The 25,910-nt window shown below is 43.6% G+C and carries 26 protein-coding genes and 1 other annotated feature; of the genes, 20 read left to right on the top strand and 6 right to left on the bottom strand.

Annotated elements, in window-relative coordinates; translation table 11 throughout:
- The first annotated feature begins 178 nt into the window (after positions 1 to 178).
- The 19 genes from thrS (at position 179) to AACX68_RS16810 (ending at position 18,422) form a co-directional block, all read left to right on the top strand.
- The gene (gene thrS, locus AACX68_RS16895; RefSeq protein WP_228858151.1) at positions 179 to 2,107 is read left to right on the top strand and encodes a threonine--tRNA ligase; all 1,929 of its coding nucleotides are present in this window, start codon (positions 179 to 181) and stop codon (positions 2,105 to 2,107) included.
- A 3-nt stretch (positions 2,108 to 2,110) separates the two neighbouring features.
- Positions 2,111 to 2,650, top strand: coding sequence for a translation initiation factor IF-3 (infC, locus tag AACX68_RS16890; RefSeq protein ID WP_099108187.1), 540 nt, complete (start codon positions 2,111 to 2,113; stop codon positions 2,648 to 2,650).
- Positions 2,651 to 2,743: 93 nt separating this feature from the next.
- Positions 2,744 to 2,941, top strand: a complete 198-nt coding sequence (rpmI, locus tag AACX68_RS16885; RefSeq protein WP_006118955.1) for a 50S ribosomal protein L35 — start codon at positions 2,744 to 2,746, stop codon at positions 2,939 to 2,941.
- Positions 2,942 to 2,987: 46 nt separating this feature from the next.
- Entirely contained in the window at positions 2,988 to 3,344 is a 357-nt protein-coding gene (gene rplT, locus AACX68_RS16880) for a 50S ribosomal protein L20 (protein WP_010847342.1), read from the top strand.
- 51 nt (positions 3,345 to 3,395) lie between these two features.
- Entirely contained in the window at positions 3,396 to 3,515 is a 120-nt protein-coding gene (gene pheM, locus AACX68_RS20210) for a pheST operon leader peptide PheM (RefSeq protein ID WP_370630270.1), read from the top strand.
- Positions 3,465 to 3,589, top strand: a sequence feature (Phe leader region). Its footprint overlaps the gene before it by 51 nt.
- A gap of 85 nt (positions 3,590 to 3,674) precedes the next feature.
- Positions 3,675 to 4,658: a phenylalanine--tRNA ligase subunit alpha gene (gene pheS, locus AACX68_RS16875; RefSeq protein WP_099108186.1), complete on the top strand. Its 984-nt coding sequence runs from the start codon at positions 3,675 to 3,677 to the stop codon at positions 4,656 to 4,658.
- Positions 4,659 to 4,672: 14 nt separating this feature from the next.
- A complete protein-coding gene (pheT, locus tag AACX68_RS16870) occupies positions 4,673 to 7,060 on the top strand; it encodes a phenylalanine--tRNA ligase subunit beta (protein WP_228858150.1) in 2,388 nt (795 codons plus the stop codon).
- Positions 7,061 to 7,064: 4 nt separating this feature from the next.
- Positions 7,065 to 7,361 carry an integration host factor subunit alpha gene (gene ihfA / locus AACX68_RS16865; protein WP_086953402.1) on the top strand — a complete coding sequence of 99 codons (297 nt, stop codon included), beginning with the start codon at positions 7,065 to 7,067 and terminating at the stop codon, positions 7,359 to 7,361.
- 64 nt (positions 7,362 to 7,425) lie between these two features.
- Complete coding sequence (gene btuC, locus AACX68_RS16860) at positions 7,426 to 8,445, top strand: vitamin B12 ABC transporter permease BtuC (protein WP_228858149.1); 1,020 nt, start codon at positions 7,426 to 7,428, stop codon at positions 8,443 to 8,445.
- A 54-nt stretch (positions 8,446 to 8,499) separates the two neighbouring features.
- Complete coding sequence (btuD, locus tag AACX68_RS16855; protein ID WP_228858148.1) at positions 8,500 to 9,267, top strand: vitamin B12 ABC transporter ATP-binding protein BtuD; 768 nt, start codon at positions 8,500 to 8,502, stop codon at positions 9,265 to 9,267.
- A gap of 150 nt (positions 9,268 to 9,417) precedes the next feature.
- Positions 9,418 to 10,557, top strand: coding sequence for a UDP-4-amino-4-deoxy-L-arabinose aminotransferase (gene arnB / locus AACX68_RS16850; protein WP_228858147.1), 1,140 nt, complete (start codon positions 9,418 to 9,420; stop codon positions 10,555 to 10,557).
- 5 nt (positions 10,558 to 10,562) lie between these two features.
- Positions 10,563 to 11,543, top strand: coding sequence for an undecaprenyl-phosphate 4-deoxy-4-formamido-L-arabinose transferase (gene arnC, locus AACX68_RS16845; RefSeq protein WP_228858146.1), 981 nt, complete (start codon positions 10,563 to 10,565; stop codon positions 11,541 to 11,543).
- Positions 11,540 to 13,537 carry a bifunctional UDP-4-amino-4-deoxy-L-arabinose formyltransferase/UDP-glucuronic acid oxidase ArnA gene (gene arnA / locus AACX68_RS16840; protein WP_228858145.1) on the top strand — a complete coding sequence of 666 codons (1,998 nt, stop codon included), beginning with the start codon at positions 11,540 to 11,542 and terminating at the stop codon, positions 13,535 to 13,537. Before arnC ends, arnA begins: the two co-directional genes overlap by 4 nt.
- 5 nt (positions 13,538 to 13,542) lie before the next feature.
- A complete protein-coding gene (gene arnD, locus AACX68_RS16835; RefSeq protein WP_228858161.1) occupies positions 13,543 to 14,436 on the top strand; it encodes a 4-deoxy-4-formamido-L-arabinose-phosphoundecaprenol deformylase in 894 nt (297 codons plus the stop codon).
- Between the two features lie 6 nt (positions 14,437 to 14,442).
- Entirely contained in the window at positions 14,443 to 16,104 is a 1,662-nt protein-coding gene (gene arnT, locus AACX68_RS16830; RefSeq protein ID WP_228858144.1) for a lipid IV(A) 4-amino-4-deoxy-L-arabinosyltransferase, read from the top strand.
- The gene (arnE, locus tag AACX68_RS16825) at positions 16,104 to 16,451 is read left to right on the top strand and encodes a 4-amino-4-deoxy-L-arabinose-phosphoundecaprenol flippase subunit ArnE (protein ID WP_228858160.1); all 348 of its coding nucleotides are present in this window, start codon (positions 16,104 to 16,106) and stop codon (positions 16,449 to 16,451) included. Before arnT ends, arnE begins: the two co-directional genes overlap by 1 nt.
- On the top strand, positions 16,448 to 16,843 hold the full coding sequence (arnF, locus tag AACX68_RS16820; protein WP_228858143.1) for a 4-amino-4-deoxy-L-arabinose-phosphoundecaprenol flippase subunit ArnF: 396 nt from the start codon (positions 16,448 to 16,450) through the stop codon (positions 16,841 to 16,843). Before arnE ends, arnF begins: the two co-directional genes overlap by 4 nt.
- The gene (locus AACX68_RS16815; protein ID WP_228858142.1) at positions 16,843 to 17,328 is read left to right on the top strand and encodes a C40 family peptidase; all 486 of its coding nucleotides are present in this window, start codon (positions 16,843 to 16,845) and stop codon (positions 17,326 to 17,328) included. The genes arnF and AACX68_RS16815 overlap by 1 nt, the downstream gene beginning before the upstream one ends.
- A 77-nt stretch (positions 17,329 to 17,405) precedes the next feature.
- The gene (locus AACX68_RS16810; RefSeq protein ID WP_228858141.1) at positions 17,406 to 18,422 is read left to right on the top strand and encodes a lipoate--protein ligase A; all 1,017 of its coding nucleotides are present in this window, start codon (positions 17,406 to 17,408) and stop codon (positions 18,420 to 18,422) included.
- Positions 18,423 to 18,501: 79 nt separating this feature from the next.
- Here AACX68_RS16810 and AACX68_RS16805 read toward each other — a convergent pair whose 3' ends face one another.
- Positions 18,502 to 18,867: a helix-turn-helix domain-containing protein gene (locus AACX68_RS16805; RefSeq protein WP_099108175.1), complete on the bottom strand. Its 366-nt coding sequence runs from the start codon at positions 18,865 to 18,867 to the stop codon at positions 18,502 to 18,504.
- 563 nt (positions 18,868 to 19,430) lie between these two features.
- On the opposite strand from AACX68_RS16805, the gene AACX68_RS16800 reads away from it, so the two are divergent.
- Positions 19,431 to 20,048, top strand: coding sequence for a hypothetical protein (locus AACX68_RS16800; protein WP_228858140.1), 618 nt, complete (start codon positions 19,431 to 19,433; stop codon positions 20,046 to 20,048).
- 87 nt (positions 20,049 to 20,135) lie between these two features.
- Here the strand turns inward: AACX68_RS16800 and AACX68_RS16795 are convergent, their stop codons facing one another.
- Genes AACX68_RS16795 through AACX68_RS16775 form a run of 5 tightly spaced genes read right to left on the bottom strand, consistent with a single transcriptional unit; the run spans position 20,136 to position 25,908 of the window.
- A complete protein-coding gene (locus tag AACX68_RS16795) occupies positions 20,136 to 20,921 on the bottom strand; it encodes a heme ABC transporter ATP-binding protein (RefSeq protein WP_370630272.1) in 786 nt (261 codons plus the stop codon).
- 8 nt (positions 20,922 to 20,929) lie between these two features.
- Positions 20,930 to 21,931 (bottom strand): FecCD family ABC transporter permease, encoded by a 1,002-nt coding sequence (locus AACX68_RS16790; protein ID WP_228858138.1) that lies wholly within the window; start codon positions 21,929 to 21,931, stop codon positions 20,930 to 20,932.
- On the bottom strand, positions 21,928 to 22,746 hold the full coding sequence (locus AACX68_RS16785; RefSeq protein WP_228858137.1) for a heme/hemin ABC transporter substrate-binding protein: 819 nt from the start codon (positions 22,744 to 22,746) through the stop codon (positions 21,928 to 21,930). Before AACX68_RS16785 ends, AACX68_RS16790 begins: the two co-directional genes overlap by 4 nt.
- On the bottom strand, positions 22,743 to 23,816 hold the full coding sequence (locus tag AACX68_RS16780; RefSeq protein ID WP_228858136.1) for a hemin-degrading factor: 1,074 nt from the start codon (positions 23,814 to 23,816) through the stop codon (positions 22,743 to 22,745). The genes AACX68_RS16785 and AACX68_RS16780 overlap by 4 nt, the downstream gene beginning before the upstream one ends.
- Positions 23,817 to 23,871: 55 nt before the next feature.
- A complete protein-coding gene (locus AACX68_RS16775; protein ID WP_228858135.1) occupies positions 23,872 to 25,908 on the bottom strand; it encodes a TonB-dependent hemoglobin/transferrin/lactoferrin family receptor in 2,037 nt (678 codons plus the stop codon).
- Between the last annotated feature and the right edge of the window lie 2 nt (positions 25,909 to 25,910).

The raw sequence follows: 25,910 nt of genomic DNA, 5'->3' as shown, positions 1-25,910 counted from the left end.
AACATCCTCCGTCGAGTTAAAGCGGTGTACATGAGTCGTTTGTCATTTTGTGTACTTAACTGTGTACATAACTTGCATGGTGCAGCAAGTGCCCGCAATTAACGTATTGAATTCTTGAGGTAAATATTTCATACAAGTGATCTTTCGTGTGGGTCACCACTGTAGATAAGGATTTTAAATGCCTGTAATTACTCTTCCTGACGGTAGTCAACGTCAATTTGAGCACGCCGTTTCTGTCATGGATGTTGCTCGCGATATCGGTACTGGTTTGGCAAAAGCGTGTATCGCTGGTCGTGTTAATGGCGAATTGGTAGATGCGTGTGAATTAATCGAAACAGATTCCACACTGGCCATTATTACCAGTAAAAATGAAGAAGGTCTGGAAATTATCCGCCATTCATGTGCGCATTTGCTGGGTCATGCAATCAAACAACTGTGGCCTGACACCAAAATGGCAATTGGTCCGGTGATTGATAATGGCTTCTATTACGATATCGATTTGGATCGCTCTTTGACTCAGGAAGATATCGAGCTGCTTGAAAAACGCATGATGGAGCTTGCCAAGAAAGATTATGATGTTATCAAGAAAAGGGTAACCTGGCAGGAAGCTCGTGATGCTTTTGCAGCTCGTGGTGAAGAGTATAAGATCCAGATTCTGGATGAGAATATCAGCCGTGATGATCAACCTGGTTTGTATCATCACGAAGAATACGTAGATATGTGCCGTGGCCCACATGTACCTAACATGCGTTTCTGCCATTATTTCAAATTGCAGAAAGTTGCAGGTGCATACTGGCGTGGCAACAGTGACAACAAAATGTTGCAACGTATTTATGGTACTGCATGGGCAGATAAAAAGCAGCTGAGTGCTTATTTATTACGTCTGGAAGAAGCGGCAAAGCGTGACCATCGTAAAATTGGTAAGCAGCTTGATCTATATCATATGCAGGAAGAAGCGCCGGGTATGGCTTTCTGGCACAATGATGGCTGGACAATTTTCCGTGAGCTGGAAACGTTTGTCCGTGTCAAGTTAAAAGAGTACCAATATCAGGAAGTAAAAGGCCCATTTATGATGGACCGTATCCTGTGGGAAAAAACGGGGCACTGGGAAAACTATAAAGAAAATATGTTCACCACCTCGTCGGAAAACCGTGAATACTGTGTAAAACCGATGAATTGCCCGGGGCACGTCCAGATTTTTAATCAGGGACTAAAATCCTATCGGGATTTACCACTGCGTATGGCTGAATTTGGTAGCTGTCATCGTAATGAGCCTTCAGGCGCTCTGCATGGCTTGATGCGGGTTCGTGGCTTTACTCAGGATGATGCGCATATTTTCTGTACTGAAGATCAAATTCTTCAGGAAGTCAGCAGCTGCATCAAAATGATTTATGATGTATATGGTACATTTGGTTTTGAGAAGATTGTTGTTAAACTATCGACTCGCCCGGAAAAAAGAATTGGTACTGATAAACAGTGGGATGAAGCAGAAGCAGATCTCGCTGAGGCCTTGAAAACAAATGGTATTGAATTTGAGTACCAGCCGGGTGAAGGTGCATTTTATGGACCTAAAATTGAATTTACTTTGTATGATTGTTTGGATCGAGCGTGGCAATGTGGTACTGTGCAGCTCGATTTTTCATTGCCGGCGCGTTTGAGTGCGTCGTATGTCGGTGAAAATAACGAACGTAAGGTTCCTGTAATGATCCACCGGGCTGTTCTGGGTTCCCTTGAACGCTTCATTGGTATCCTGACAGAAGAATATGCCGGGTTTTTCCCGACATGGCTGGCACCTCAACAGGTGGTTGTCATGAATATTACCGATGGTCAGTCAGATTATGTACAGGAATTGGTTAAAAAACTTCAAGATGTAGGCATTCGTGCAAAAGCAGACTTGAGAAACGAGAAGATTGGCTTTAAAATTCGCGAACACACTCTGCGTCGTGTACCTTACATGCTTGTCTGTGGTGATAAAGAGGTCGAGTCAGGAAAAGTTTCCGTTCGTACCCGCCGCGGTAAAGATTTAGGTAGCATAGATGTCAGCGAATTCTCAGAGAAGTTGCTGGCAGAAATACGCAGTCGCAATCTTCGTCAATTGGAGGAATAAGGTATTAAAGGCGGAAAAAGAATTCAACCGGCGCGCCCAAATCGCATTAATGAAGAGATTCGCGCCTCTGAAGTTCGTTTAACTGGGTTAGATGGCGAGCAGATTGGGATTGTCAATCTGAGAGAAGCTCTTGAAAAAGCTGAGGAAGCTGGTGTTGATTTGGTGGAAATCAGCCCAAATGCCGAACCGCCGGTTTGTCGTATCATGGATTACGGCAAGTTCCTCTATGAGAAGAGTAAGTCAATCAAAGAACAGAAAAAGAAACAAAAGGTTATTCAGGTCAAGGAAATTAAATTCCGTCCTGGTACAGATGAAGGCGACTATCAGGTCAAACTACGCAACCTGATTCGTTTTCTGGAAGATGGCGATAAAGCCAAAATCACCCTGCGTTTCCGTGGACGTGAAATGGCGCATCAACAGATTGGCATCGAAATGCTTAACCGTATTCGTGAAGATTTGAGTGAACTGGCAGTGGTCGAATCCTTCCCATCGAAGATCGAAGGCCGTCAGATGATCATGGTGCTCGCTCCTAAGAAGAAATAGTCAGGCATACAAGTAGCAGGCTCCAACCAGTTTGGAAGGGGTCTGTTCGCCTTACTAGTTCGTTGTAATTAACAATGCGAAGTGGATATTAAAATGCCAAAGATTAAAACAGTACGCGGCGCAGCTAAACGCTTCAAGAAAACTGCCAGTGGTGGTTTCAAGCGTAAGCACGCTAACCTTCGTCACATCCTGACTAAAAAATCAACTAAGCGTAAACGTCATTTACGTCCAAAAGGCATGGTCTCCAAAGGTGATCTGGGCCTGGTTGTTGCTTGTCTGCCATACGCATAAGCAAGCATTTTTTTAGATTAGAACTCAGAGACGATAGGAGAAGTATATGGCTCGCGTAAAACGTGGTGTTATTGCCCGTGCACGTCACAAGAAAATTTTGAAACAAGCGAAAGGTTACTACGGTGCCCGTTCGCGCGTTTATCGTGTTGCTTTCCAGGCTGTTATCAAAGCTGGTCAGTACGCTTACCGTGACCGCCGTCAGCGTAAACGTCAATTCCGTCAATTGTGGATTGCTCGTATCAACGCTGCTGCACGTCAGAACGGCATGTCTTACAGCCGTTTCATCAACGGCCTGAAAAAGGCTTCGATTGAAATCGACCGTAAGATTCTGGCTGATATCGCTGTATTCGACAAAGTAGCATTTGCTGCTCTGGTTGAAAAAGCGAAGGGCGCTCTGGCATAAGTCAGGTTAAAAGAGGGAGCCTTTGCTCCCTCTTTTACTTTTTTTCAAAATATGCTTACTATTAGCTGGATTAGCCAGTTCATAAATAGTCGGGTTGAAAAGGGTACGGGAGAGAGAATAAAAATGATGAAGTTAGCCTTTTTTCGTTTCTTTTTTTACTTTAGCGCCTGAAATAAGGGGGCTTTGCGCGTAAGAAAAGAAACGAAAAACAGCGCTTGAGCCTCCGGTCTGGAGGCTTTTTTATTTTTATGACCTCATTAAGAGACAAAAATTCTGAGGGCATAGTCGATAACAACTAAAAGGCCATCTGGCCGAAGGAAGAGGAAAACGATGTCACATCTTACTGAGCTGGTTGCAAACGCAAAAGCAGCCGTAGAAGAAGCCCAGGATGTTGCCGCGTTGGATTTGGTGCGAGTTGAATACCTGGGAAAAAAAGGCCATTTAACTCTCCAGATGTCATCGCTGCGTGACTTGTCTGCCGAGGAGCGTCCAGCGGCAGGGGCTGTTATTAACCAGGCAAAACAAGAAGTCCAGGAAGCTTTGAATGCACGTAAAGCCAAATTGGAAGCAGATGTTCTGAATGCCCGTCTGGCAGCAGAAAAAATTGATGTTTCATTGCCTGGCCGTCGTATGGAAAATGGCGGATTACATCCAGTCACTCGTACGATTGAACGAATTGAAACTTTCTTTGGTGAGTTAGGTTTTTCTGTTAAAGCTGGTCCGGAAATTGAAGACGACTACCATAACTTTGACGCGCTGAATATCCCTGCACATCACCCGGCTCGTGCTGATCACGACACATTCTGGTTTGATGCAAAACGTTTGCTACGTACGCAAACGTCAGGTGTTCAGATCCGCACAATGAAAGAAGGTCAGCCACCTATCCGTATCATTGCACCAGGTCGGGTATACCGGAATGATTACGATCAGACACATACCCCAATGTTCCATCAGATAGAAGGATTGATTGTTGATAAGAATATCAGCTTCACCAATCTGAAGGGCACGCTGCATGATTTTTTGAATAACTTCTTTGAAGAAGATATGCAGGTTCGTTTCCGCCCATCCTATTTTCCGTTTACTGAACCATCCGCAGAAGTTGATGTGATGGGTAAAAATGGCAAATGGCTGGAAGTATTAGGCTGTGGCATGGTTCACCCGAACGTATTGCGTAATGTTGGCATTGATCCTGAAGTTTATTCTGGTTTTGCCTTTGGTATGGGAATGGAACGCTTGACGATGCTGCGTTATGGTGTCACCGATCTACGTGCTTTCTTCGAAAATGATTTGCGTTTCCTCAAACAGTTTAAATAAGGCGGGAATATTTCATGAAATTCAGTGAACTCTGGTTACGCGAATGGGCGAATCCTGCCATTAGTAGCGAAGAACTGTCTGATCAAATCACCATGGCAGGCTTAGAAGTTGATGGCGTTGAAAAAGTAGCGGGTCAATTTAACGGTGTTTTCGTCGGTGAAGTTGTTGAATGTGCTCAACACCCGAACGCAGACAAATTGCGCGTCACAAAAGTTAATGTTGGTGGAGATAGGCTCCTCGATATCGTTTGTGGTGCACCAAATTGCCGTCAGGGCCTGCGTGTAGCAGTTGCTACCGTTGGTGCTGTATTACCAGGTGATTTTAAAATTAAAGCGGCCAAATTACGTGGTGAGCCGTCAGAAGGCATGCTTTGTTCGCTTTCTGAGCTGGGAATTAGCAACGATCACGATGGCATTATTGAATTACCAGCTGATGCGCCAATTGGTACCGATTTGCGCGATTACATGAAATTGGATGATAGTGCGATTGAAATCAGCATTACGCCTAACCGCGCAGACTGCCTGAGCATTCAGGGCGTTGCCCGCGATGTTGCCGTTATCAATAAATTGTCCATGAATGAGCCGGAAATCGAGCCTGTTAAACCCGCTACAGATGCGACATTCTCTATTCGTGTTGACGCTCCAGAAGCTTGTCCGCGTTATTTAGGGCGAGTTATCAATAACGTCAATGTCGAAGCAGAAACGCCACTGTGGATGCGCGAAAAACTGCGTCGTGGTGGAGTTCGTTCTATCGATCCTGTTGTTGATGTCACTAATTACGTGTTGCTTGAGCTGGGCCAGCCATTACACGCGTTTGATTTAGAGCGTTTAGACGGTTCTATTATTGTCCGTCTGGCAGAGCAGGGTGAAAAATTAACCCTGCTGGATGGAAATGAAGTGGAACTTTCTGCTGATACGCTTGTGATTGCTGATGAAAAGCAACCACTTGCAATGGCAGGAATTTTTGGCGGCGAATATTCTGGTGTTAGTACAAAAACACAACATATTCTGCTGGAGTGTGCTTTCTTTGCACCATTGGCAATTACTGGCCGTGCCCGTCGTTATGGTTTGCATACAGATGCCTCTCATCGTTTCGAACGTGGCGTTGATCCGCAGTTGCAATTTAAAGCAATGGAATACGCAACACAGTTACTGGTTGCTATTTGTGGTGGGGAAGCTGGTGAAATTATTGATGTTACCAGTGAGTCTCATTTACCAAAGCCAGCAACTATTACATTGACTCGTAATAAATTGGATCGTTTGATTGGTCATCATATTGCTGATGAGCAGGTAACGGACATCCTGAGCCGTCTGGGCTGTCAGGTAACAGTTCAGAATGGTAATTGGGAAGCAGTAGCTCCGAGCTGGCGCTTCGACATGCAGATTGAAGAAGATCTGGTTGAAGAAGTTGCCCGTATTTATGGCTACAACAATATTCCTGATGTACCTGTACGCGCCGATTTGGTCATGACTTCACACCGTGAAGCTGATTTATCTCTTAAGCGTGTCAAAACTATGTTGGTGGACAAAGGTTATCAGGAAGTTATCACCTATAGCTTTGTTGATCCGAAACTCCAGCAGCAATTACACCCGCAACAGGAAGCATTAATTCTGCCAAATCCGATTTCGGCTGATATGTCAGCAATGCGCTTGTCTTTGCTAACCGGATTACTGACGACAGTTGCTTATAATCAGAACCGTCAGCAACACCGAGTGCGATTATTTGAATCAGGTCTACGTTTTGTGCCTGATGAAAGCGCAGAATATGGTATTCGTCAGGAATTGATGCTTGGTGGAGTAATCGCCGGAAATCGTTTCGATGAGCATTGGTCGATTGAAAAACAAGCAGTTGACTTCTTCGATTTGAAAGGTGATTTAGAATCCGTTTTAGAACTGACGGGTAAACTATCCAAGATTTCCTTTAAAGCAGAAGAACATCCTGCCTTGCATCCCGGACAAAGTGCTGGGATTTATCTGGGAAATAAATACATTGGTTACATCGGGGTCGTTCATCCAGAGCTGGAACGTAAACTTGACTTGAATGGCCGCACCGTGGTATTCGAATTGTTGTGGGACAAACTTGCGGACCGCATAATTCCTGAAATGAAGGAAGTTTCTCGCTTCCCATCCAATCGCCGTGATATCGCGATAGTTGTGCCGGAAAATGTAGCTGCAGAAGATATTCTGGTTGAATGTAAGAAAGTTGGCGTAAATCATATAGTTGGCATAAACTTATTTGACGTGTATTGTGGTAAAGGTGTCGCGGAAGGCTATAAAAGCCTTGCTATTAGCTTAATCTTGCAGGATACCTCGCGTACACTGGAAGAAGAAGAAATTGCTGCGACCGTTAGCAAATGCGTTGCTGCATTAGAACAGCGATTCCAAGCATCCTTGAGGGACTGAACTTATGGCGCTTACTAAAGCTGAAATGTCAGAAAATCTGTTTGAAAAACTGGGTATTAGCAAACGTGACGCTAAAGATCTAGTGGAAATGTTCTTTGAAGAAGTGCGTCGTTCTTTGGAGAATGGGGAGCAGGTTAAGTTATCTGGATTTGGTAACTTTGATTTGAGAGATAAAAATCAACGTCCAGGTCGTAATCCGAAAACTGGCGAGGATATACCTATTACTGCTCGTCGTGTCGTCACCTTTCGCCCTGGGCAAAAGTTGAAGAGTCGGGTAGAAAAAGCGTTACCAAAAGAATAAAATATGAAAAGGCCGCGATTAGCGGTCTTTTTCTTGCTCTTTATCCTGAATATTTTCATTTCTCATGTTATCGAAACATCGTTTACCGATTTATTCTGTTTCTGAACTCCTCACTCGTCAGAAAAAACGTGACTACCGAGTGATAGCTCTCCTGCTTATTTTATCTGTTGGATTATTTATTTTATCGCTGTCTGCCGGTGAAATATGGTTCTGGCCAACTCAATGGCTGTCTGATTCCGCCCAGTTGTTTATTTGGCAGTTGAGATTGCCCAGAGCATTGGCAGTATTTGTTGTTGGTGCCAGTCTGGCGGTGTCAGGTGCAGTTATGCAGGCGTTATTTGAGAATCCGCTGGCTGAACCCGGATTATTGGGTGTTAGTAATGGGGCAGGGGTAGTGGTTGTTTTTTTGATCCTCATTTTTCATGGTATTGCCCCATTATGGCTATTAAGTGCTGGTGCGGTTTTAGGGGCACTTTTTATGACTGCAATTCTGCTGGGATTTGCTAAAAAGCACCAAATGACTAATGCACGTTTATTATTAATCGGGGTTGCTTTCGGAGTAGTATTTGGTGCCGTAATGACATGGATGGTTTATTTCAGTACCAGTCTCGACTTACGCCAATTGATGTATTGGATGATGGGCAGTTTCAGTGGTATTGACTGGCGCCAAATATGGCTGGTGATTGCATTGTGCCCGTTGATCCTTTGGTTAAGTAGAACCGGAAAAACACTTAATTATCTTTCTCTGGGTGAATTACAAGCACAGCAATTAGGGATCTCGCATCATAATTGGCGTAATTTATTTGTAACCGCAGTGGGATTACTGGTTGGTTTGAGTGTAGCGCTTGCCGGAGCGATTAGTTTTATCGGGTTAGTCATTCCCCATATTTTAAGGCTGATTGGTTTGACGGATCATAAAACATTATTACCTGCCTGCACATTAGCCGGTGGCAGTTGTTTATTACTGGCAGATTTATTCTCTCGTTTATCTTTATCCCATGCGGAAATACCGATAGGGGTTGTTACAGCAACTCTGGGAGCGCCTGTGTTTATCTGGTTATTATTGAAAGCGCCACGGATATAAAGAGCTTTAAAAAATGATGGGGAAGTACCAAAAAACGAGAATAGGGAAGATAGTATGATTCAGCTACCACTTTTAGTATTGGATAATATTACTGTCAACAACAGACTGAATTCGCTGTCTGCCTCCGTCAAGGCCGGAGAGAAAGTTCATTTGGTAGGGCTGAATGGCTCTGGAAAAAGTACTTTGCTTGCGGCTATTGCCGGTATTTTACCTCATGATGGCACGATTCACCTTAACGGTAAAAAATTAAGTGATTATCGGCAGAGGGAACTGGCGCAGTGTCGGGCGTGGTTCTCTCAGTCGGTTTCAGCTCCCGCCATGCCTGTTTTTCAATATCTGGATATGTATCGCCCTGAGTCGGCTTCCCTGTCTGAAGGTGAACAGGTATTACATGAAATTTGTCAGCAACTGAAACTGACTGCGTTACTGGCTTCAACAATTGGACAATTATCTGGAGGTGAGTGGCAGCGGGTGAGATTAGCGGGCACTTTTTTGCAGGTATGGCCTGAACTTAATCCGGTAGGAAAATTACTGTTGCTTGATGAGCCGACTAATAATCTTGATATCACACAGCAAGCTATTTTAGATAAATTAATTAACCAATTTTGTGTATTGGGAGGGACAGTTTTATTGAGTAGCCATGATCTTAATCACACTTATGAACAGGCTGACAATGTATGGTTGCTCGCTCGTGGTGAGTTGATTATGTCTGGTCGACCACATAATGTGATGAATGAAAGAAATTTATCCGAAATTTTTGAAGTAAATATTAGACATATCCAAAATACTGGCTATAAATTATGGAGGGTAGATCATCTCTAATCTTCAAAGATAGAAATCACCTTGGTTGATTGTTTTTTCTCTCTTTTTCGTTGATTGCCCTCAGTTTGTTTGCTTGTTGTTATTTTGTCTATGAAGTGTTCGTCAGAATGTCTTCCAATTATAAAATGAGTCAGGCTACGCAAGGCGATTATGAACAATTTTTTACCATTCTCCCGTCCATCGATTGGGCGTGAAGAGGTTGAGGCAGTCGAACAGGTTTTACTTTCAGGTTGGATCACTACGGGGCCACAAAACCAGCAGCTAGAACAGGATTTTGCCCGAATGTTTGGTTGCAGACATGCTATTGCTCTGTATTCGGCTACGGCCGGGATGCATTTGGCATTATTAGCATTGAAAATAGGCCCCGGTGATGAAGTTATCACTCCTTCCCAAACTTGGGTTTCCACCATTAATATGATTTGTCTGTCAGGCGCTGAACCGGTCATGGTCGATGTTGATCGTGATACATTGATGGTCAGTGCGGAAACGGTCAGGCAGGCGATTACCCCGAAAACTAAAGCAATTATTCCAGTCCACTATGCTGGTGCTCCCTGTGATCTTGATGCTTTACGTATGGTTGCGGAAGAGGCGGGCATTCCCTTAATTGAAGATGCGGCTCATGCAGTAGGAACCCGTTATAAAAATGAATGGGTAGGTGAGCGAGGAACCGCCATTTTTTCTTTCCACGCTATCAAAAATATGACATGCGCTGAAGGTGGCTTGTTTGTTACAGATAATGATGAGCTGGCGCAAAAAATCCGCAGTCTGAAATTCCATGGTCTGGCTGTTGATGCATTTGATCGGCAGCTTCAGGGCCGGAAGCCACAGGCTGAGGTTATTGAACCGGGCTTCAAATACAACCTGTCAGATATTCATGCGGCAATAGCGGTTGTTCAGTTAGGGAAACTGGCCTCCATGAATGCCCGCCGTCGGGAGCTGGTGGCTCGTTATACCGCTGCTCTTCACGATTCTCCTCTAAAAATGCTGAGCGTTCCTGAATATGAACACCAGCATTCTCATCATTTATTCATGGTACGTGTTGATCAAAAAGTTTGCGGTATTGACCGTGACACTTTCATGATTCGTTTGAAAGAACGCAATATTGGCACAGGGTTACATTTCAGAGCGGCACATACACAAAAATATTATCGGGAGCGCTATCCAACTCTGTCTTTGCCTGAATCTGAATGGAATTCAGCGACACTTTGTTCGTTACCCCTTTTTCCAGATATGAGTAACGACGATGTGGATCGGGTTGTTAATGCGGTATTGGAAATTATTGCGGAGTAAAAACAGTGGGATTTGAAGAAATTAGAAAAGTTTCGGTGGTTATTCCTGTTTATAACGAAGAAGAAAGCTTACCTCAATTATTAAAAAGAACTATCTCTGCCTGCCAGCAACTCAATCAGGAATATGAATTAATTCTGGTGGATGATGGCAGCCGTGACAGCTCTGCGGAGATTTTAACCCGGGCAGCTGAAGATCCCGAAAGTTATGTCATTGCAATTTTGCTGAACCGTAATTATGGGCAGCATTCTGCAATTATGGCGGGGTTCCATCAAGCAAGCGGTGATCTTGTTATCACACTTGATGCAGATTTGCAGAACCCACCAGAAGAGATCCCCCGTTTAGTGAAGGTTGCTGAAGAAGGATATGATGTTGTCGGTACACGCCGTGCCAACCGACAGGATTCATGGTTCCGTAAAACGGCCTCTAAAATGATCAACGCAATGATAACGAAAGTGACGGGGCGCTCTATGGGCGACTACGGCTGTATGTTGCGTGCATATCGCCGCCATATTGTGCGAGCGATGTTGCAATGCCATGAACGCAGTACATTTATTCCTATTCTTGCCAATACATTCGCTCGCCGAACAACTGAAATTGATGTAACCCATGCAGAACGCGAATTCGGTGATTCCAAATACAGTTTTATGAAGTTGATAAATCTGATGTATGACCTGCTGACCTGCCTGACGACCGCGCCGTTACGGTTATTGAGTGTAGTGGGAAGTATTATTGCCGTGACGGGTTTTCTGTTGGCTGTATTACTGATCGCTTTGCGCCTGATTTTTGGTGCTATATGGGCTGCTGAAGGCGTCTTTACCCTATTTGCCATTCTTTTTATGTTTATTGGCGCTCAATTCGTCGCAATGGGGTTACTCGGAGAATATATCGGTCGCATATATAACGATGTTCGTGCCCGCCCACGTTACTTTATTCAAAAAGTGGTCGGGGATAAAAAGACCAACGATAATCAGGAAGAAAAAGAATGAAAGCAGTGATTTTTGCCTACCATGATATTGGTTATGCCGGACTTAATGCATTAGTGAAAGCAGGTTTCGATATCCGGGCTATATTTACACATGTTGATGATCCAAATGAAAATAATTTTTTCTCTTCTGTGGCTCGTGCAGGTGCGGATTTAGGTTTATCCGTATTTGCGCCGGAAAATGTGAATCACCCACTCTGGGTTGAACATATTCGCGAAATGCAGCCGGATATTATCTTTTCATTTTATTATCGCGATATGCTCAGCCAGGATATTTTATCACTGGCAAAAAAAGGCGCGTTTAATCTGCATGGCTCTTTGCTACCAAAATATCGTGGTCGTGCTCCGGTTAACTGGGCTATCTTAAATGGCGAGACAGAAACAGGTGTGACATTACATAAAATGTCAGCGAAGGCCGATGCCGGAGATGTTGTTGCACAACAGGCAGTACAGATTGAGAAAACTGATACTTCATTAATCGTACATGGGAAAATCCGTGAAGCAGCAACTGAATTACTGAATGATATTCTGCCTCGCTTTAAAGCAGATAATTACCTTTCAATCCCACAGGATGAAAGTCAGGCCACTTATTTTGGCCGCAGAACCGCTGAAGATGGTGAAATTTTCTGGCATAAATCGGCTGAAGAGATCAATAATCTTGTCCGGGCAGTGACAGAACCTTATCCCGGTGCATTTACTTTTCTCGGTGAGCGAAAAATCACGATCTGGCGCTCAGCTCCACTGAATACAACACACGATAAACAGGCCGGAACAGTGCTCTCCACCGACCCGCTGGTTATAGCGTGTGGAACTGGCGCTCTGGAAATTGTTAGTGGGCAGAGTGAATCAGGCATTTACGTTCAGGGTAGCCGGCTTTCTCAGGAGATGGGTATAGTTACCGGTATTCAGGTTGGGCAGAAAGCCACCGCACAGATCCCCCGCCGCAAGCGAGTTTTGATTCTGGGAGTAAATGGATTTATCGGTAATCATTTAACAGAACGTCTGCTGAATGATGGTAGTTATGATGTTTACGGTATGGATATTGGCTCTTCCGCGATTGAGCGCTTTATTGGTAACCCTCATTTTCACTTTATCGAAGGTGACGTCAGCATTCACACTGAGTGGATCGAATATCACATCAAGAAATGTGATGTCATTCTGCCGTTAGTCGCCATCGCTACGCCTATCGAATATACCCGTAATCCACTGCGTGTATTTGAGTTGGATTTTGAAGAAAACCTGAAAATTGTTCGTTATTGTGTGAAATACAACAAGCGGATTATTTTCCCGTCCACTTCCGAAGTTTACGGTATGTGTGATGATAAGGAATTCGATGAAGACACGTCGCGCCTTATCGTGGGGCCAATTAATAAACAGCGCTGGATCTATTCCGTATCCAAACAATTACTTGATCGTGTTATCTGGGCATACGGCGAAAAAGAAGGTTTGAAATTTACCCTGTTCCGACCATTTAACTGGATGGGACCACGGTTGGATAATTTAAACTCAGCGCGTATTGGCAGTTCCAGAGCAATTACTCAGTTAATCTTAAATCTGGTCGAAGGCTCCCCGATAAAATTAGTTGATGGCGGAGAGCAAAAACGCTGTTTTACTGATATTCATGATGGGATTGAAGCGCTGTTCAGAATTATTGAAAACAAAAATGGCTTATGTGATGGGCGGATTATCAATATCGGTAACCCGACGAATGAAGCCAGTATTCGTCAATTAGCTGAAATATTGCTAAATAGTTTTGAAAAACACGAATTACGCGGGAATTTTCCTCCTTTCGCCGGTTTTAAAAAGATCGAAAGCAGCAGTTATTACGGTCAGGGTTATCAGGATGTTGAGCATCGTAAGCCCAGTATTAAAAATGCGGAACGCCTGCTGGGGTGGAAACCCACTATCGGTATGGAACAGACGATCGATGAGACACTGGATTTCTTCTTGCGTGATGCCGTGCAGGAATTGAAAAGGAAAAAGCAACATACAGGGTAAATATGATGCAAAAAGTGGGCTTAAGAATTGACGTAGACACTTATCAGGGCACCAAGGAAGGTGTACCGCGTTTGCTTAAAATTTTACAGCGTCATTATATTCAGGCCAGTTTTTTTTTCAGTGTCGGCCCGGATAATATGGGGCGTCATTTGTGGCGGCTGCTGAAACCTAAATTTTTGTGGAAGATGTTGAGATCAAACGCTGTTTCTCTGTACGGCCCGGATATTCTGTTAGCCGGTACTGCTTGGCCGGGAAAGAAAATTGCAAAAGATTTAGGTTATTTGATGAAACAGACGATAGAAGAAGGTCATGAAGTGGGTTTGCATGCCTGGGATCATCAAAGCTGGCAGGCGAAAGTAGGTCGTTGGTCAGGACCAGAATTAGCAGAACAGATACGGCTTGGTGTTGATGCGTTAAAAAAGGAGACAGGGCAGGCTGTATCATGCTCGGCGGTTGCTGGCTGGCGCGCAGATGAGCGGGTGCTGGTGGCTAAACAGCAATTTGGTTTTGATTACAACAGTGATTGCCGTGGAACACATCCATTCAGGCCACTTTTGCCTGATGGAAGTCTAGGAACGGTTCAAATTCCGGTGACATTGCCAACTTATGATGAAGTTATCGGTACGCAGGTCAGTGACATCAATTTTAACCATTTTATTCTGGATGCCATTCAAAATGCCCTCGGTGTTCCTGTTTATACCATTCACGCAGAAGTTGAAGGAATGTCTAAATCATCACAGTTTGAGGCACTATTGGATATGCTGCACCAGCAAGATATTCAGTTTTGTAAATTAGGTCATTTACTACCTGAAAACCCGGAAACATTGCCAGTTGGGAGAATTGTTCGTTCCGATTTTCCTGGTCGTGAAGGCTGGTTAGGTTGTCAACAAGAGGTATAAAAAAATATGTCGAATGTTCGAATGAGTAGAGCTGGAGCCGTTTTAATGGCTCTTTTTTTTATCTTTACTTACTTGATCCCTTTGAATGGACGTCTTTTATGGCAACCAGATGAAACTCGATATGCTGAAATCAGCCGGGATATGTTACAGCGTGGCGATTGGATCGTGCCTTATTTTCTTGATATCCGTTATTTTGAAAAACCAGTGGCCGGATATTGGATAAATAGCATCAGTCAGTGGATTTTCGGCGATAGCAATTTCGCAGTGCGTTTTGGCTCAGTATTCAGCATTATGCTCAGCGCATTTCTTCTTTATCGATTAGCCATGATGATGTGGCAGTGTCGTCAGATAGCATTTATCTCCTGCCTGATTTACATCTCCATGTTTATTGTTTTTTCTGTCGGGACTTATAGTGTTCTCGATCCCATGTTTTCATTGTGGGTCACGGCTGGAATTGTCAGCTGCTATTGGGCACTGAAAGCCAGCAGTACCCGAGAGCGGGTTTTTGCCTGGTTTGTGCTGGGTATAACCTGTGGCATGGCTTTTATGACAAAAGGCTTTCTGGCACTGGTTCTGCCTGTGATCTCGATGATACCTGTCACGATATACCAGAAACGCTTTCTGGAGATGCTCCGTTTTGGTCCGATTGCCATTATCGGCGCTGTTTTGATTAGTCTGCCGTGGGTAATTGCGGTTGCTGTTCGGGAGCCTGATTATTGGCATTATTTTTTCTGGATAGAACATATCCAGCGTTTTGCTTCCGAGAATGCACAACATGCATCACCATTTTGGTTTTATCTGCCGATAGTGATTTTGGGTGTCATTCCGTGGTTAGGATTATTACCCGGTGCATTATTTACTGGCTGGAAAGCGAAGAAAAATCATCCTGAAATGTTTTTTCTCTTATGCTGGTTCTGTATTCCTTTGATATTTTTCAGTATATCGAGAGGGAAATTACTGACCTATATCTTGCCGTGTATGGGGCCTTTAGCTTTGATGATGGCAAAATACGCCGTTGATAGTATGAGAAATGGCAAAATAAAGGCATTGAAGTTTAATGGGTTAGTCAATGTTTTCATTGGCCTGATTGCAATACTGGCACTGGTATTTTTGGAGATATTCTCCAAAAATCCTCTTTATCAGTCTAATGAATTACATAAATGGGTATTAGGGATTTTGACATTTGCTGTCTGGGGTATCGTGGGATATTTCTGTTTCAGACATAACGGTAAGCACTGGCAATGGGCCGCCGCCTGTTCAATTATGCTTAGCCTATCAATAGGCAGTGCACTGCCTGATAAAACGATTAATTCTAAACTTCCACAGGATTTCATCCGACAAAACGAAAAAGAATTAGCAGAAAGTAAATATATCTTATCGGCATCCGTTGGGGTAGGGGCAGCACTGGCGTGGGAATTAAAACGCAATGATATCTATTTATTTCAAAATAAGGGTGAACTGGCGTATGGGCTGGAATATCCGGATAGCCAAAATCGATATATAACACTAGAGCAATTTCCCGCTTGGCTAACCAGCGCACGGAAAGAGGGTCAGGTTGCCGTTGTTTTTTTATTATCGTCAAAAGGGAAACTGCCTGAGTTACCCAAACCGGATCTTGTACAGCGAAAATCCCGTTTTGTTCTTGTCATTTATAAGAAGCAACCATGATGAACAGCAGTGCAGGATTATTGATACTTGTTAGTTTATTAACCTGTGCAGGACAGATTTGTCAGAAACAAGCGGTTATCTGCTGGGGAAAAAAGACTCCCTATAAAACATCATTCGTGGTGGTATGGCTAGTGGCTGCTATGCTTCTTTTAGGGGCCGGAATGGTATTCTGGCTGCGATTACTGCAATTTTTACCACTCAGCATCGCCTATCCGATGCTGAGCATTAATTTTGTGGTAATAACATTGATCGGGCAATTTTTGTATAAGGAGAAAGTGGGGTTAAAACACTGGATTGGTGTTTTAGCCATTATGTCGGGGATCCTGTTAATGAGCCTGAATCAATGAAGGGGTATTTTTGGGGAGTAGCGAATGTTTTGCTGGTCACAGTCGCGCAGCTATTTTTGAAGTGGGGAATGGCTCGGTTACCTGAACTATCCTTATTGCTACATTGGTTCAGTATAGACTGGTTGTGGCTGAATTTTAATCCTTTGCTGGTGGTGATGGCAGGGCTTACCAGTTACGCATTATCTATGTTCTGCTGGTTTTTTACTTTGAAATATCTGCCATTGAATAAAGCGTATCCACTATTAAGCCTGAGTTACATTTTTGTTTATTTAATGGCAGTATTATTACCTTGGTTTAATGAAAATACCTCACCATTAAAGACGATAGGCATCTTGTTAATTCTATTCGGTGTTTGGTTTATTAGCAGGCCAGAAAGCAGGAGGGCTGATTGATGTCACTAAAAATCAGGTATTTATGTTTGCTACTGAGCCTGTTACTTATTGGTTGTTCTAACCATATTCCGCAATCGAAGCTAACACCAGTGCGAGCAGCTCTGTCTGATCCAATTATGGTTATCGCAAAATTAAAAGAGCAACTTGAACAATGGCAGGGAACACCTTACCGCTATGGAGGTATGGATCGGCGGGGTGTGGATTGCTCAGGTTTTGTTTATCGTACATTTCATGATCGCTTTAATATCCTCCTTCCACGGACAACAAATCAGCAAACTCAACTGGGAACCCGGATCAGCAAAAAGGATTTGATGCCGGGTGATCTGGTATTTTTCAAAACCGGCAGTGGTGCTAACGGATTACATGTTGGGATTTATGATATCAATAATGAATTTATTCATGCCTCTACCAGCAATGGTGTTATGCGTTCCTCTCTTGATAATGTTTATTGGCAGCGAGTTTTTTGGCAAGCCCGCAGAATATGACCACGACCTGAATCACCAATTTAATCTGAGCGTTATGATATTCTAAGGCATTGTTTTTCTTTGTCTGGAGACAAGTAATGTCTAGATTACGATTGCTGCTGTCTGATTCTTATGATCCCTGGTTTAATCTCGCTGTTGAAGAATGTATTTTTCGGCAAATGTCACCAGAGCAGAGTGTTTTGTTCCTATGGCGCAATGCCAATACAGTTGTCATAGGGCGTGCGCAAAATCCGTGGAAGGAATGTAATACGCGGCGCATGGAGCAGGATGGTGTAAAGCTAGCCCGGCGCAGTAGTGGCGGTGGTGCCGTTTTTCATGATTTGGGGAATACCTGTTTTACCTTTATGGCCGGTAAGCCAGCCTATAACAAAGAGGTTTCTACTCAGATTATTCTGGATGGACTAAAAAAATCTGGTATTCATGCAATGGTTTCTGGTCGTAATGATCTGGTTTTATCATCTCCGGAAGGAGAGCGTAAAATTTCAGGCTCTGCATATCGAGAAACTAAAGATCGCGGATTTCATCATGGTACATTGCTAATTAATGCCGATTTGAACCGCCTTGCTGATTATCTCAACCCTGATCCTAAAAAATTACAGGCTAAAGGCATTACTTCTGTTCGTTCCAGAGTGGCAAACCTGTCAGATTTGTTGCCAGACATCACACATGAAAAAATATGTGCAGGGATCACCGATGCGTTTTTTGAGTATTTTGGTGAAGTGGTAGAGCCGGAAATTATTTCACCGCAAGCGCTACCAGATTTACCCGGCTTTGTTGATGTTTTTAAGAAGCAAAGTAGCTGGGAATGGAACTTCGGGCAGGCCCCCGCATTCAGTCATACACTGGATACCCGGTTTTCTTGGGGAGGTATTGAGTTACATGTTGATATTGAGCATGGAATTATCAGTCGTTGCCAAATTTTCACTGACAGTCTCGAACCCGCACCATTTGAAGTACTGGCAGAAAAACTGACAGGTGTGCTATATCAGCCAGAAGCTGTTGAGCAGATAATTCAGGCTATCAGAGAACAATATTCCTTATTGAATGCAGAGTTGCAGCAATTTTCATATTGGTTGGTAAATGAACTGAAATAGAAAATAATTGACAAAGGTTAGACCTAAAAGAAGGTCAACAACAGGGAAGTTGACCATAAAGAATGATAATTACTGTGAGTTACTCTTCGCAAAATAAAAATGTCTTTAACTCAGGTAATTTGCCATTTTCTCGGAATTTAGCCGGTGTGGTATTAAAATGCTTTTTAAAGATCCGTGTAAATGTAGCCTGCGAACTGAAACCATATTGCAGGGCAATATCCAGAATCGGCAAGTCATCCTCGTGTAACGACTTGGCGGCTTCATGAAGGCGGCGCCGACGTACATACTGACCCAATGTACAGCCTTTCAATTCCTTAAAAATGCGTTGTAAATGCCATTTTGAATAACCACTTTTATGGGCAATGGCATCTATTTTAATACCTTCAGTCAGTTGAAGCTGGTTTTCTAACCATTTAACAATATCGTTGATAACACTTTCTAACATATATACCTCCCACTAATGTGGGCTTGTGCTAAAAAAGAGTGATATACAAATGATAATTAATATTATTGGAATGGCTCATTTTAATAATATATTTTATAGCGTATACGCAAAATGTGCGATCTTAAATTAATAAGGATTGATTATATTTAATCGCTGGTTATACCACCGGATACTTTTTTCTTCAGTTTTCACATAACACTATTTTTCATATTGGACAAAATAGAGACGAATACTTTATCTGATACTGTCTGAAAGGAATTTAAGGGCATGGAAAGTATAAAATATATTTCCAAACCAGATAAAATCAGCTTCTGCACTCATTACTGGGTGCTTTTTTGTTGTATATACTTCGTTTTTCAGGTTGCCTCTTTGTTGGCTGTGCTCGTTCACCCCAGCCACCGTTTTTATAGGCATAGGTTATCTATTATGCTACTGGGGATTACTGAGAGGTTGGTTCCTGCCACTCCTTTGCCGTCACGATGCATCTTGAAATCCATTGTATATAAGGGTATGTGATTTTTGTGTGGTTTTGAATTTGTTGTTTTTCTTGGTGGGTATTTAGCATGTTTATCTTTTTGGCCAAAAAATTGATGTTTTTTATTTTATATGCATTGGTGATAGCGGGAACAACTGGCTTGTTATTTTTAGATGTTAATTATTTAAATAACAATGTACAGGAAGAGTCACTTACAGAAATTTTTCAGGAGCTTTCTCTCATTATAATTGCAGCTTTGCTGTGTTATGAAGCAAAGAGAAATTCGAAATTACGGGCATCGCTTATTTTGATTGCTGGCTTTTTTAGTTGCCTGTTAATCAGAGAGCTGGATGTATATTTTGATGTTATTTTCCACGGAGCATGGGCGTGGTTTGCTATTCCTCTGGCTTTGCTCTGCATCAGTTACGCGGTCATGCAGGGTTCTAAAACGCTTGTTGGGCTTGTGCATTTCACCCGTCATCAAAGTTATTCAATGATGATTTGCGGGCTGCTATGCGTATTAGTATTTTCTCGCTTGTTTGGTATGGGGGCACTCTGGCAGGAGCTGATGGATGAGCATTTTAATCGAACAGTTAAAAATATGGTGGAAGAAGGCTGTGAAATGTTGGGCTATGCTTTATGCCTGATAGCGACATTCTGGTATCTGCCATCGGCACGTCAGCAACGGCTGATGGATATGGAGTAATTCTTCTCTGAGATTGCAACTCTGATGTGATTATTGAGGCAATTTTTGCTGATATTTGCAAAAGTTGCCTCTAGGAAAGGAAATCGACTACTGACGAAGATAAATCTGTGGCTGGTGAGTTTCAGGATGTTGCATAACGCCTAAATCAGCCCGATACCATTGTTTGAGAATATCATCACGCAGAACCTCTTGCGGTGTACCTGAGGCGACTAATTCTCCTTTATGTAACAGGAGAATTTTATCTGCGTAGAGTGCCGCCAGATTCAGATCATGCAATACACAACAGACAGCCAGAGGACGCTGCCGGGTAAGGTTATGTACAAGCCGTAATGTGTGCTGCTGGTGGTAAAGATCCAGTGCTGATGTTGGCTCATCCAAAAACAGGCAAGATCCTGTAGGCTCCGGGTGCCAGAGCTGAGCCAGTGTTCTGGCCAATTGAACCCGTTGCTGTTCTCCTCCGGATAGTTGTTGGTAATTACGATGTTTCAGCTCTTCACATTCGGTCAATGCAATTGCTTCATTGATAGCCGTTTTCTTATGGGTGCTTTCATGAGGAACGCGCCCCATCGCAATGATTTCTTCAACACTAAAAGGAAAGGAAAGCGAGCTATATTGCCGCATGACTGCGCGAATACGAGCGAGTTTTTGCGGCTCCCAGTCAGCAAGGGAAGTGCCCTGTAACAAGCACTCACCACTGGCTGGCAAAACATAACCTGTTAACAGCCGTAACAAAGTGGATTTACCTGCGCCGTTAGGCCCAATAATTGCAACAACTTCCCCCTGATTAAGAGAAAGGGACACATCCTTGATAATTTGACGTTGCCCGATGAAATAGTTCAGGTTTTTAGCTTCGAGCAAACTTTTTTGCATTATTGGCTCCATTACAAGCGGCCTCCTGATGGTCTAAGAATCAACCATAAAAAGTAAGGCGCACCGATTAAACCCGTGATAAGGCCGACCGGCATTTCAGCGGGAGCAACCAGCGTTCTGGCTAATGTATCCGCAGTTAATAACAGGCATGCTCCACCTAATGCGGAAATTGGCAGTAACCATGAGTGATCGCCACCAAAGCGCAACCTGACAAGATGGGGAATGACAAGGCCGATAAAACCGATAACCCCGCTCAATGCCACAGCGCAACCAATCAGTAGGGCACTCAGTAGTAGTAACTGAAACTTAGTCCGCTGAACATTAATGCCTAAATAGTGTGCTTCTTCGTCTCCTAACTGAAGGAGATTCAGTTTTCGTGACTGACTGAGCGTCAGCAGGCAAACCGGAATAATAATAGAAGCGGCAATAATCAGTGTTGGCCATTCAATCTGGTTTAATGAACCCATCATCCAAATGGTGAATTGCCGTAATTGCTGGTCATCACTGATATAGCTCAATACACCGATAAACGATGCGCACAGGGTATTGATGGCAATACCGGCAAGCAGCAATTTTGACATATTGCCGTGGTTATATTTATTGAGCGAAAATATCAGGAATGAAACCAGTAAACTGCCGATAAAAGCAGCAATAATATGGGCGTATAATGCAATACCCGCAGGTAAGGAAAGAGGCACAACAATAGTCAGTGCCACCGTTAGTGCTGCGCCACTGCTGATCCCTAATAGCCCGGAATCAGCAAGAGGGTTGCGGAATAGCCCTTGCATGACAGCACCAGACATAGCCAGTGCACTTCCAACCAGAATAGCCAGCAAAATGCGCGGAAGGCGAATGTTTAACCAAATCTGCCAGTGTGGATCCTCCAAAGAGGACTCCCACAGCGTTTTAAAAGAAAGAGGCAATGCCCCCATGTTGGCTGAGCTGATTGCCAGAATAAATAGCAATACAGTCAGTAACATCAAGCCAAGACTGGGGGATTGAGAACGACTCATTGCACTTTCTCCGCAGCCTCACGGACTTTTTTCATGACAGCGGGGGTCTCGATACCGAATCCAAGCAGGCCCATTTCATCCACTACGACGACCTGTTTTTTCTTGCCAGCGGGCGTGAAACTCAGCCCCGGAAGTTGCCACAGTTTATCCATTCCACCCAAAGTCTTCAGCCCATCGGTGCTGATTAGCAGCAAGTCAGGTTGGCTGGCAATAACACCTTCCTGAGACAGAGGACGGTATCCATTGAATCCCTGCATGGCATTTTGAGCACCAATGGCGTGAATAATCTGGTCTGCCGCTGTTTTCTGACCGGCAGCCATTGGCATGATCCCGCCGTGACTCATGACAAACATGACTTTTGTTGGGATCTCTGACGTGGTGATTGTAGCCAGCTGCTGCTGATATTGAGTGATTAGCTCTTCACCACGTTTTTCCTGTTTGACCGCCTTAGCGACGGTCTTAATTTTTTCAGGAACGGCTTCTAACGAGGCTTTGCTTGTCACTTTAATGACTTTTACACCGGAATCTTCGATTTGCTTGAGTGCCAGAGAAGGCTGAGCCAGTTCGCTTGCGATCACCAGTGATGGACGCATAGACAGAACGCCTTCTGAGCTCAGCATGCGCATATATCCCACATCAGGAATTGAAAGTATTTCCTGAGGATTTTTACTGGTACTGTCTCTGGCGACGACATGCTGCCCTTCACCCAGTGCAAAAACAATTTCAGACACATCACCACCGATTGTGACAATACGTTCAGCAGAGAACGCACTGGCAGAGATGGTAAGCATAAATGTTAGAAGCCACTTTTTCATGCTACACAATTTTCCTTTTCTGGTTGCAGTTTAGGCAGAGCGGCAACCTGATCGCGCCATTGTGCCTGCTCAGGAGTACCTTCAGTACGCTGACCATACAATTGGGCGATTTGGTTACCTTCAGCATCAAACAACTCAAGGCTGGTGACGAAACCATCTGTTGTTGGTTTACGTGTGATCCAGCTTTCAGCGATAGCACTTTCAATCAGATGCAATGTGAAATTGCGATTAAAAATGTTAGCCCACTTCTGGGAAGAGTTTTCTTCCTGATAAGGCATCAAGCGCTCCAGTTTACCAGTAAAAATCTGGATACAACCGCGGTTGCCGACGAAGATCATAATTTCATTTTGATCTTTGTGTGCAACTTCAAGGATCTGAGTCAGAGCGGAGTTATCTACACGATAAGCCAGATCATCTTTGACAGCATTGAAGATTTGCTGACGGTTCAGATTATGGCGGCTCATCATAATGAAGAACTGGTGAACATCAGTCATTGCGCGCCATTCTTCATCCAACTGCACTTTCAGCTGTTCAGTCATTTCTGCATGTTCAGGGACTTTTGCTGGTTGAACTTCCAGAGCAGGGTTTTCTTCTGTCTGGTATTTTTCAATCAGTGCTTCCCATGCAGCCATATCTGTATTAGCGGTGGTGTACACTTTGTGCAACGCATCACCCTGACGATCAAAGAACTGAACGCTGTGACGCAGACCGTTTTTCGCGGGTTCTACCAGATAGAAAACACTGCTCCAGTGATCGAAAAATACACGCAAATCTAGTTCACGTGGATTAAGGATTAAGCCAACATGTTCGCTGAACTTGGTATTTTCGTAACGACCAACCTGCTCATGAACTGCGAAGTCATTACGGGTAATGGCTTTGGTTTCACCAACAGTTGCCAGTTCTTGCAGCAGAGTAGGAGCATCAACGTTCAGACGTTTCGCGTCGATACCGACACGACTGTGCAGTAATTCTCCTTCGCTGACATTAAGATAAGCCGCCAGATCGCGTGCATATTTGGCTTTATTATCTGCTTTTGCCTGTTGGTAACGTTCATAAAGTGACTGATTCACAGTTGCTAGCTCCTTAAAAAAATGGGGTATAGTTTAAAAATAGTACTTTTATTATTTACCATTGGTAGCTGATGAGCAGTTTGGCATTACGGCCACTCTGTGGAACACCCAATGTTGAGTAATATTGCTTATCGAAAGCGTTGCCGAGCACGACAGAAGTTGTGACACCTTTTAGCTGGTTTTCGCCGTGGTAGCTGATATAGAAATCATTGACGCCGTAGCCTGATTGTTGGGAAGCATTTTTCTTCCCATTTTTATCTTTAAAATTAGTTTGGCTAGTGAATTTGCCCACCCAGCCAATAGATACGCCGGTATCAGAAAGAGGGATATCTAATGTGCTGGTTACGGTATCCGGGCTTAGCTCATCAATAGATTTGCCAGTTTGTCCATCTTTACCTGTGGTGCGGTTATAAGCCAGATCCCATGAAAACCAGTCAGTGCCATAATTCATTGAAACATCCCAACCCCAGATTTTGGCGTTAGGAATATTGATTGACTCTGTAAACCTCCAATCAGGAGTGACAGTGGTAGAAATATAATCTTTTGCTTTGGTATCAAAATAACTGGCTTTAAACTGTAGTCCATCATTGGAAGTTAGCAAATCATCGAAACGTAACCCAAAACCATATTCCTGAGTTTCATTGCTTTCAGGGCGCAGGTTAGGGTTAGGCCTCCACTTGTTTCCTGGGAAATGCTCAGCGTCGTTATACATTTCTCCCATGGTCGGAGAACGGAATGCCTGAGAATAGGAAGCAAATAGCATCGACCAGTCTGTCGGAGTGATGCTGATGGCGCCTTTTGATGACCATTTGTCGGCACTAATATCTTTATACTTATTATTTTTGTTATCGCTTGAAGCCTTGTAATTGTCATAGCGCGTACCAACGACAACTGAAACAGGCAGATCACGAATAGTTATTTCATCTTGTACCCAGCCAGATGCGAAACGGATGTCTGCTTTTGGAAATCCATTGAGATTATCACGGCTTGGTTTTTGTTTTTGTTTATAAACTTCAGTGCCATAAGTAAATTGGTGTGCTGCAAAAGGCATTGCACTCAAATGAGAACGGTTTTCCAGTTTTATACCGAAAGTTTCTTGTCTGCGGCCTTCAAAGCCTTTTTCTTTCGTTTTGGTATTGATGGCGATATCGGAATAATAAATATCATTTCTCAGATCCAGCCAGTTATAGCTCGACGGATTCAGTTTATAAGTCAGCTGCATATCACGCTGTGCTGTTGTGCGATCAGCCAAGACGTTTCTGCTATGGTCATTAATATCCTGTGGATCTTTCGGCTCATGAGCTTTGTTGTGGTAATAACGCAATTCACCACCAATTGACTGGATATCATCAATTTTCCATGTGCCTTTCGCCATCACATTGCCGATGTTTTCATCGTTTCGACCTTTTACACCACCGCCATAGCGAATATTGCCAACATCGCGGGTATTGAAAGTCAACAGGCCATCAAGATTCTCAGTTTTACCAAAGGCAGCAGCTCCAAGCCCCCAGCTGTGATCTCCTGTTCCCGCACGGCTGAAAACACGAAAACCGCTATTTTGCCCATCCTGTAAGAGATCTGCTGCATCAACTGTCTGATAGGCAATCACACCACCTAATGCACCACTGCCGTAGAGTAGGGCTGATGGGCCACGAACGATTTCGACCTGTTTAATCAGCGCCGGATCGAGAAAAACACCATTAATATGCCCGGTATCCGTTCCCTGACGAACACCGTCAACCAGCATTAAAACCCCTTTTTGGGAGTAACCACGCAAGCTGATATCTTGCCCGTTAGCGCGCCCGTAATCAGCGGCATTAATCCCGGGGATTTTACGCAGTAAATCGTTAGCATTACCTGCAACTTTGCTGCTGGCTGAGTTCCCTTCAACAACTGTTACCATCATTGGTGCTTCAAAACTATCACGCTGATTGCCTGTGGCATAAACCGTTATCGTGTCTTTATGCTTACTTTTTTCTGCTGTATCTTTTTTGTCAGCTGAAATGGTGGCTGCGTGAGCAGAAGACAGCCCGGTTAAAATAATAATACTTAATACAGACAATCTCAGGTTTGGTAGCTGAATCCGGGACATGC

Origin of the sequence: Xenorhabdus sp. PB61.4 (assembly GCF_963894935.1) — a bacterium.
In the GTDB taxonomy this organism is placed as follows: domain Bacteria; phylum Pseudomonadota; class Gammaproteobacteria; order Enterobacterales; family Enterobacteriaceae; genus Xenorhabdus; species Xenorhabdus stockiae.
Note: the sequence above shows the minus strand (reverse complement) of the source record. Positions and strands in the feature narration are given on the sequence as shown.

Excerpts from the sequence above, each read along its gene's own strand:
- thrS (WP_228858151.1), top strand. The coding sequence starts at position 179 with ATGCCTGTAATTACTCTTCCTGACGGTAGTCAACGTCAATTTGAGCAC.
- rpmI (WP_006118955.1), top strand. The coding sequence starts at position 2,744 with ATGCCAAAGATTAAAACAGTACGCGGCGCAGCTAAACGCTTCAAGAAA.
- rplT (WP_010847342.1), top strand. The coding sequence starts at position 2,988 with ATGGCTCGCGTAAAACGTGGTGTTATTGCCCGTGCACGTCACAAGAAA.
- pheM (WP_370630270.1), top strand. The coding sequence starts at position 3,396 with ATGCTTACTATTAGCTGGATTAGCCAGTTCATAAATAGTCGGGTTGAA.
- pheS (WP_099108186.1), top strand. The coding sequence starts at position 3,675 with ATGTCACATCTTACTGAGCTGGTTGCAAACGCAAAAGCAGCCGTAGAA.
- pheT (WP_228858150.1), top strand. The coding sequence starts at position 4,673 with ATGAAATTCAGTGAACTCTGGTTACGCGAATGGGCGAATCCTGCCATT.
- ihfA (WP_086953402.1), top strand. The coding sequence starts at position 7,065 with ATGGCGCTTACTAAAGCTGAAATGTCAGAAAATCTGTTTGAAAAACTG.
- btuC (WP_228858149.1), top strand. The coding sequence starts at position 7,426 with ATGTTATCGAAACATCGTTTACCGATTTATTCTGTTTCTGAACTCCTC.
- btuD (WP_228858148.1), top strand. The coding sequence starts at position 8,500 with ATGATTCAGCTACCACTTTTAGTATTGGATAATATTACTGTCAACAAC.
- arnB (WP_228858147.1), top strand. The coding sequence starts at position 9,418 with ATGAACAATTTTTTACCATTCTCCCGTCCATCGATTGGGCGTGAAGAG.
- arnA (WP_228858145.1), top strand. The coding sequence starts at position 11,540 with ATGAAAGCAGTGATTTTTGCCTACCATGATATTGGTTATGCCGGACTT.
- arnD (WP_228858161.1), top strand. The coding sequence starts at position 13,543 with ATGCAAAAAGTGGGCTTAAGAATTGACGTAGACACTTATCAGGGCACC.
- arnT (WP_228858144.1), top strand. The coding sequence starts at position 14,443 with ATGTCGAATGTTCGAATGAGTAGAGCTGGAGCCGTTTTAATGGCTCTT.
- arnE (WP_228858160.1), top strand. The coding sequence starts at position 16,104 with ATGAACAGCAGTGCAGGATTATTGATACTTGTTAGTTTATTAACCTGT.
- arnF (WP_228858143.1), top strand. The coding sequence starts at position 16,448 with ATGAAGGGGTATTTTTGGGGAGTAGCGAATGTTTTGCTGGTCACAGTC.
- AACX68_RS16815 (WP_228858142.1), top strand. The coding sequence starts at position 16,843 with ATGTCACTAAAAATCAGGTATTTATGTTTGCTACTGAGCCTGTTACTT.
- AACX68_RS16810 (WP_228858141.1), top strand. The coding sequence starts at position 17,406 with ATGTCTAGATTACGATTGCTGCTGTCTGATTCTTATGATCCCTGGTTT.
- AACX68_RS16805 (WP_099108175.1), bottom strand. The coding sequence starts at position 18,867 with ATGTTAGAAAGTGTTATCAACGATATTGTTAAATGGTTAGAAAACCAG.
- AACX68_RS16800 (WP_228858140.1), top strand. The coding sequence starts at position 19,431 with ATGTTTATCTTTTTGGCCAAAAAATTGATGTTTTTTATTTTATATGCA.
- AACX68_RS16790 (WP_228858138.1), bottom strand. The coding sequence starts at position 21,931 with ATGAGTCGTTCTCAATCCCCCAGTCTTGGCTTGATGTTACTGACTGTA.
- AACX68_RS16785 (WP_228858137.1), bottom strand. The coding sequence starts at position 22,746 with ATGAAAAAGTGGCTTCTAACATTTATGCTTACCATCTCTGCCAGTGCG.
- AACX68_RS16775 (WP_228858135.1), bottom strand. The coding sequence starts at position 25,908 with ATGTCCCGGATTCAGCTACCAAACCTGAGATTGTCTGTATTAAGTATT.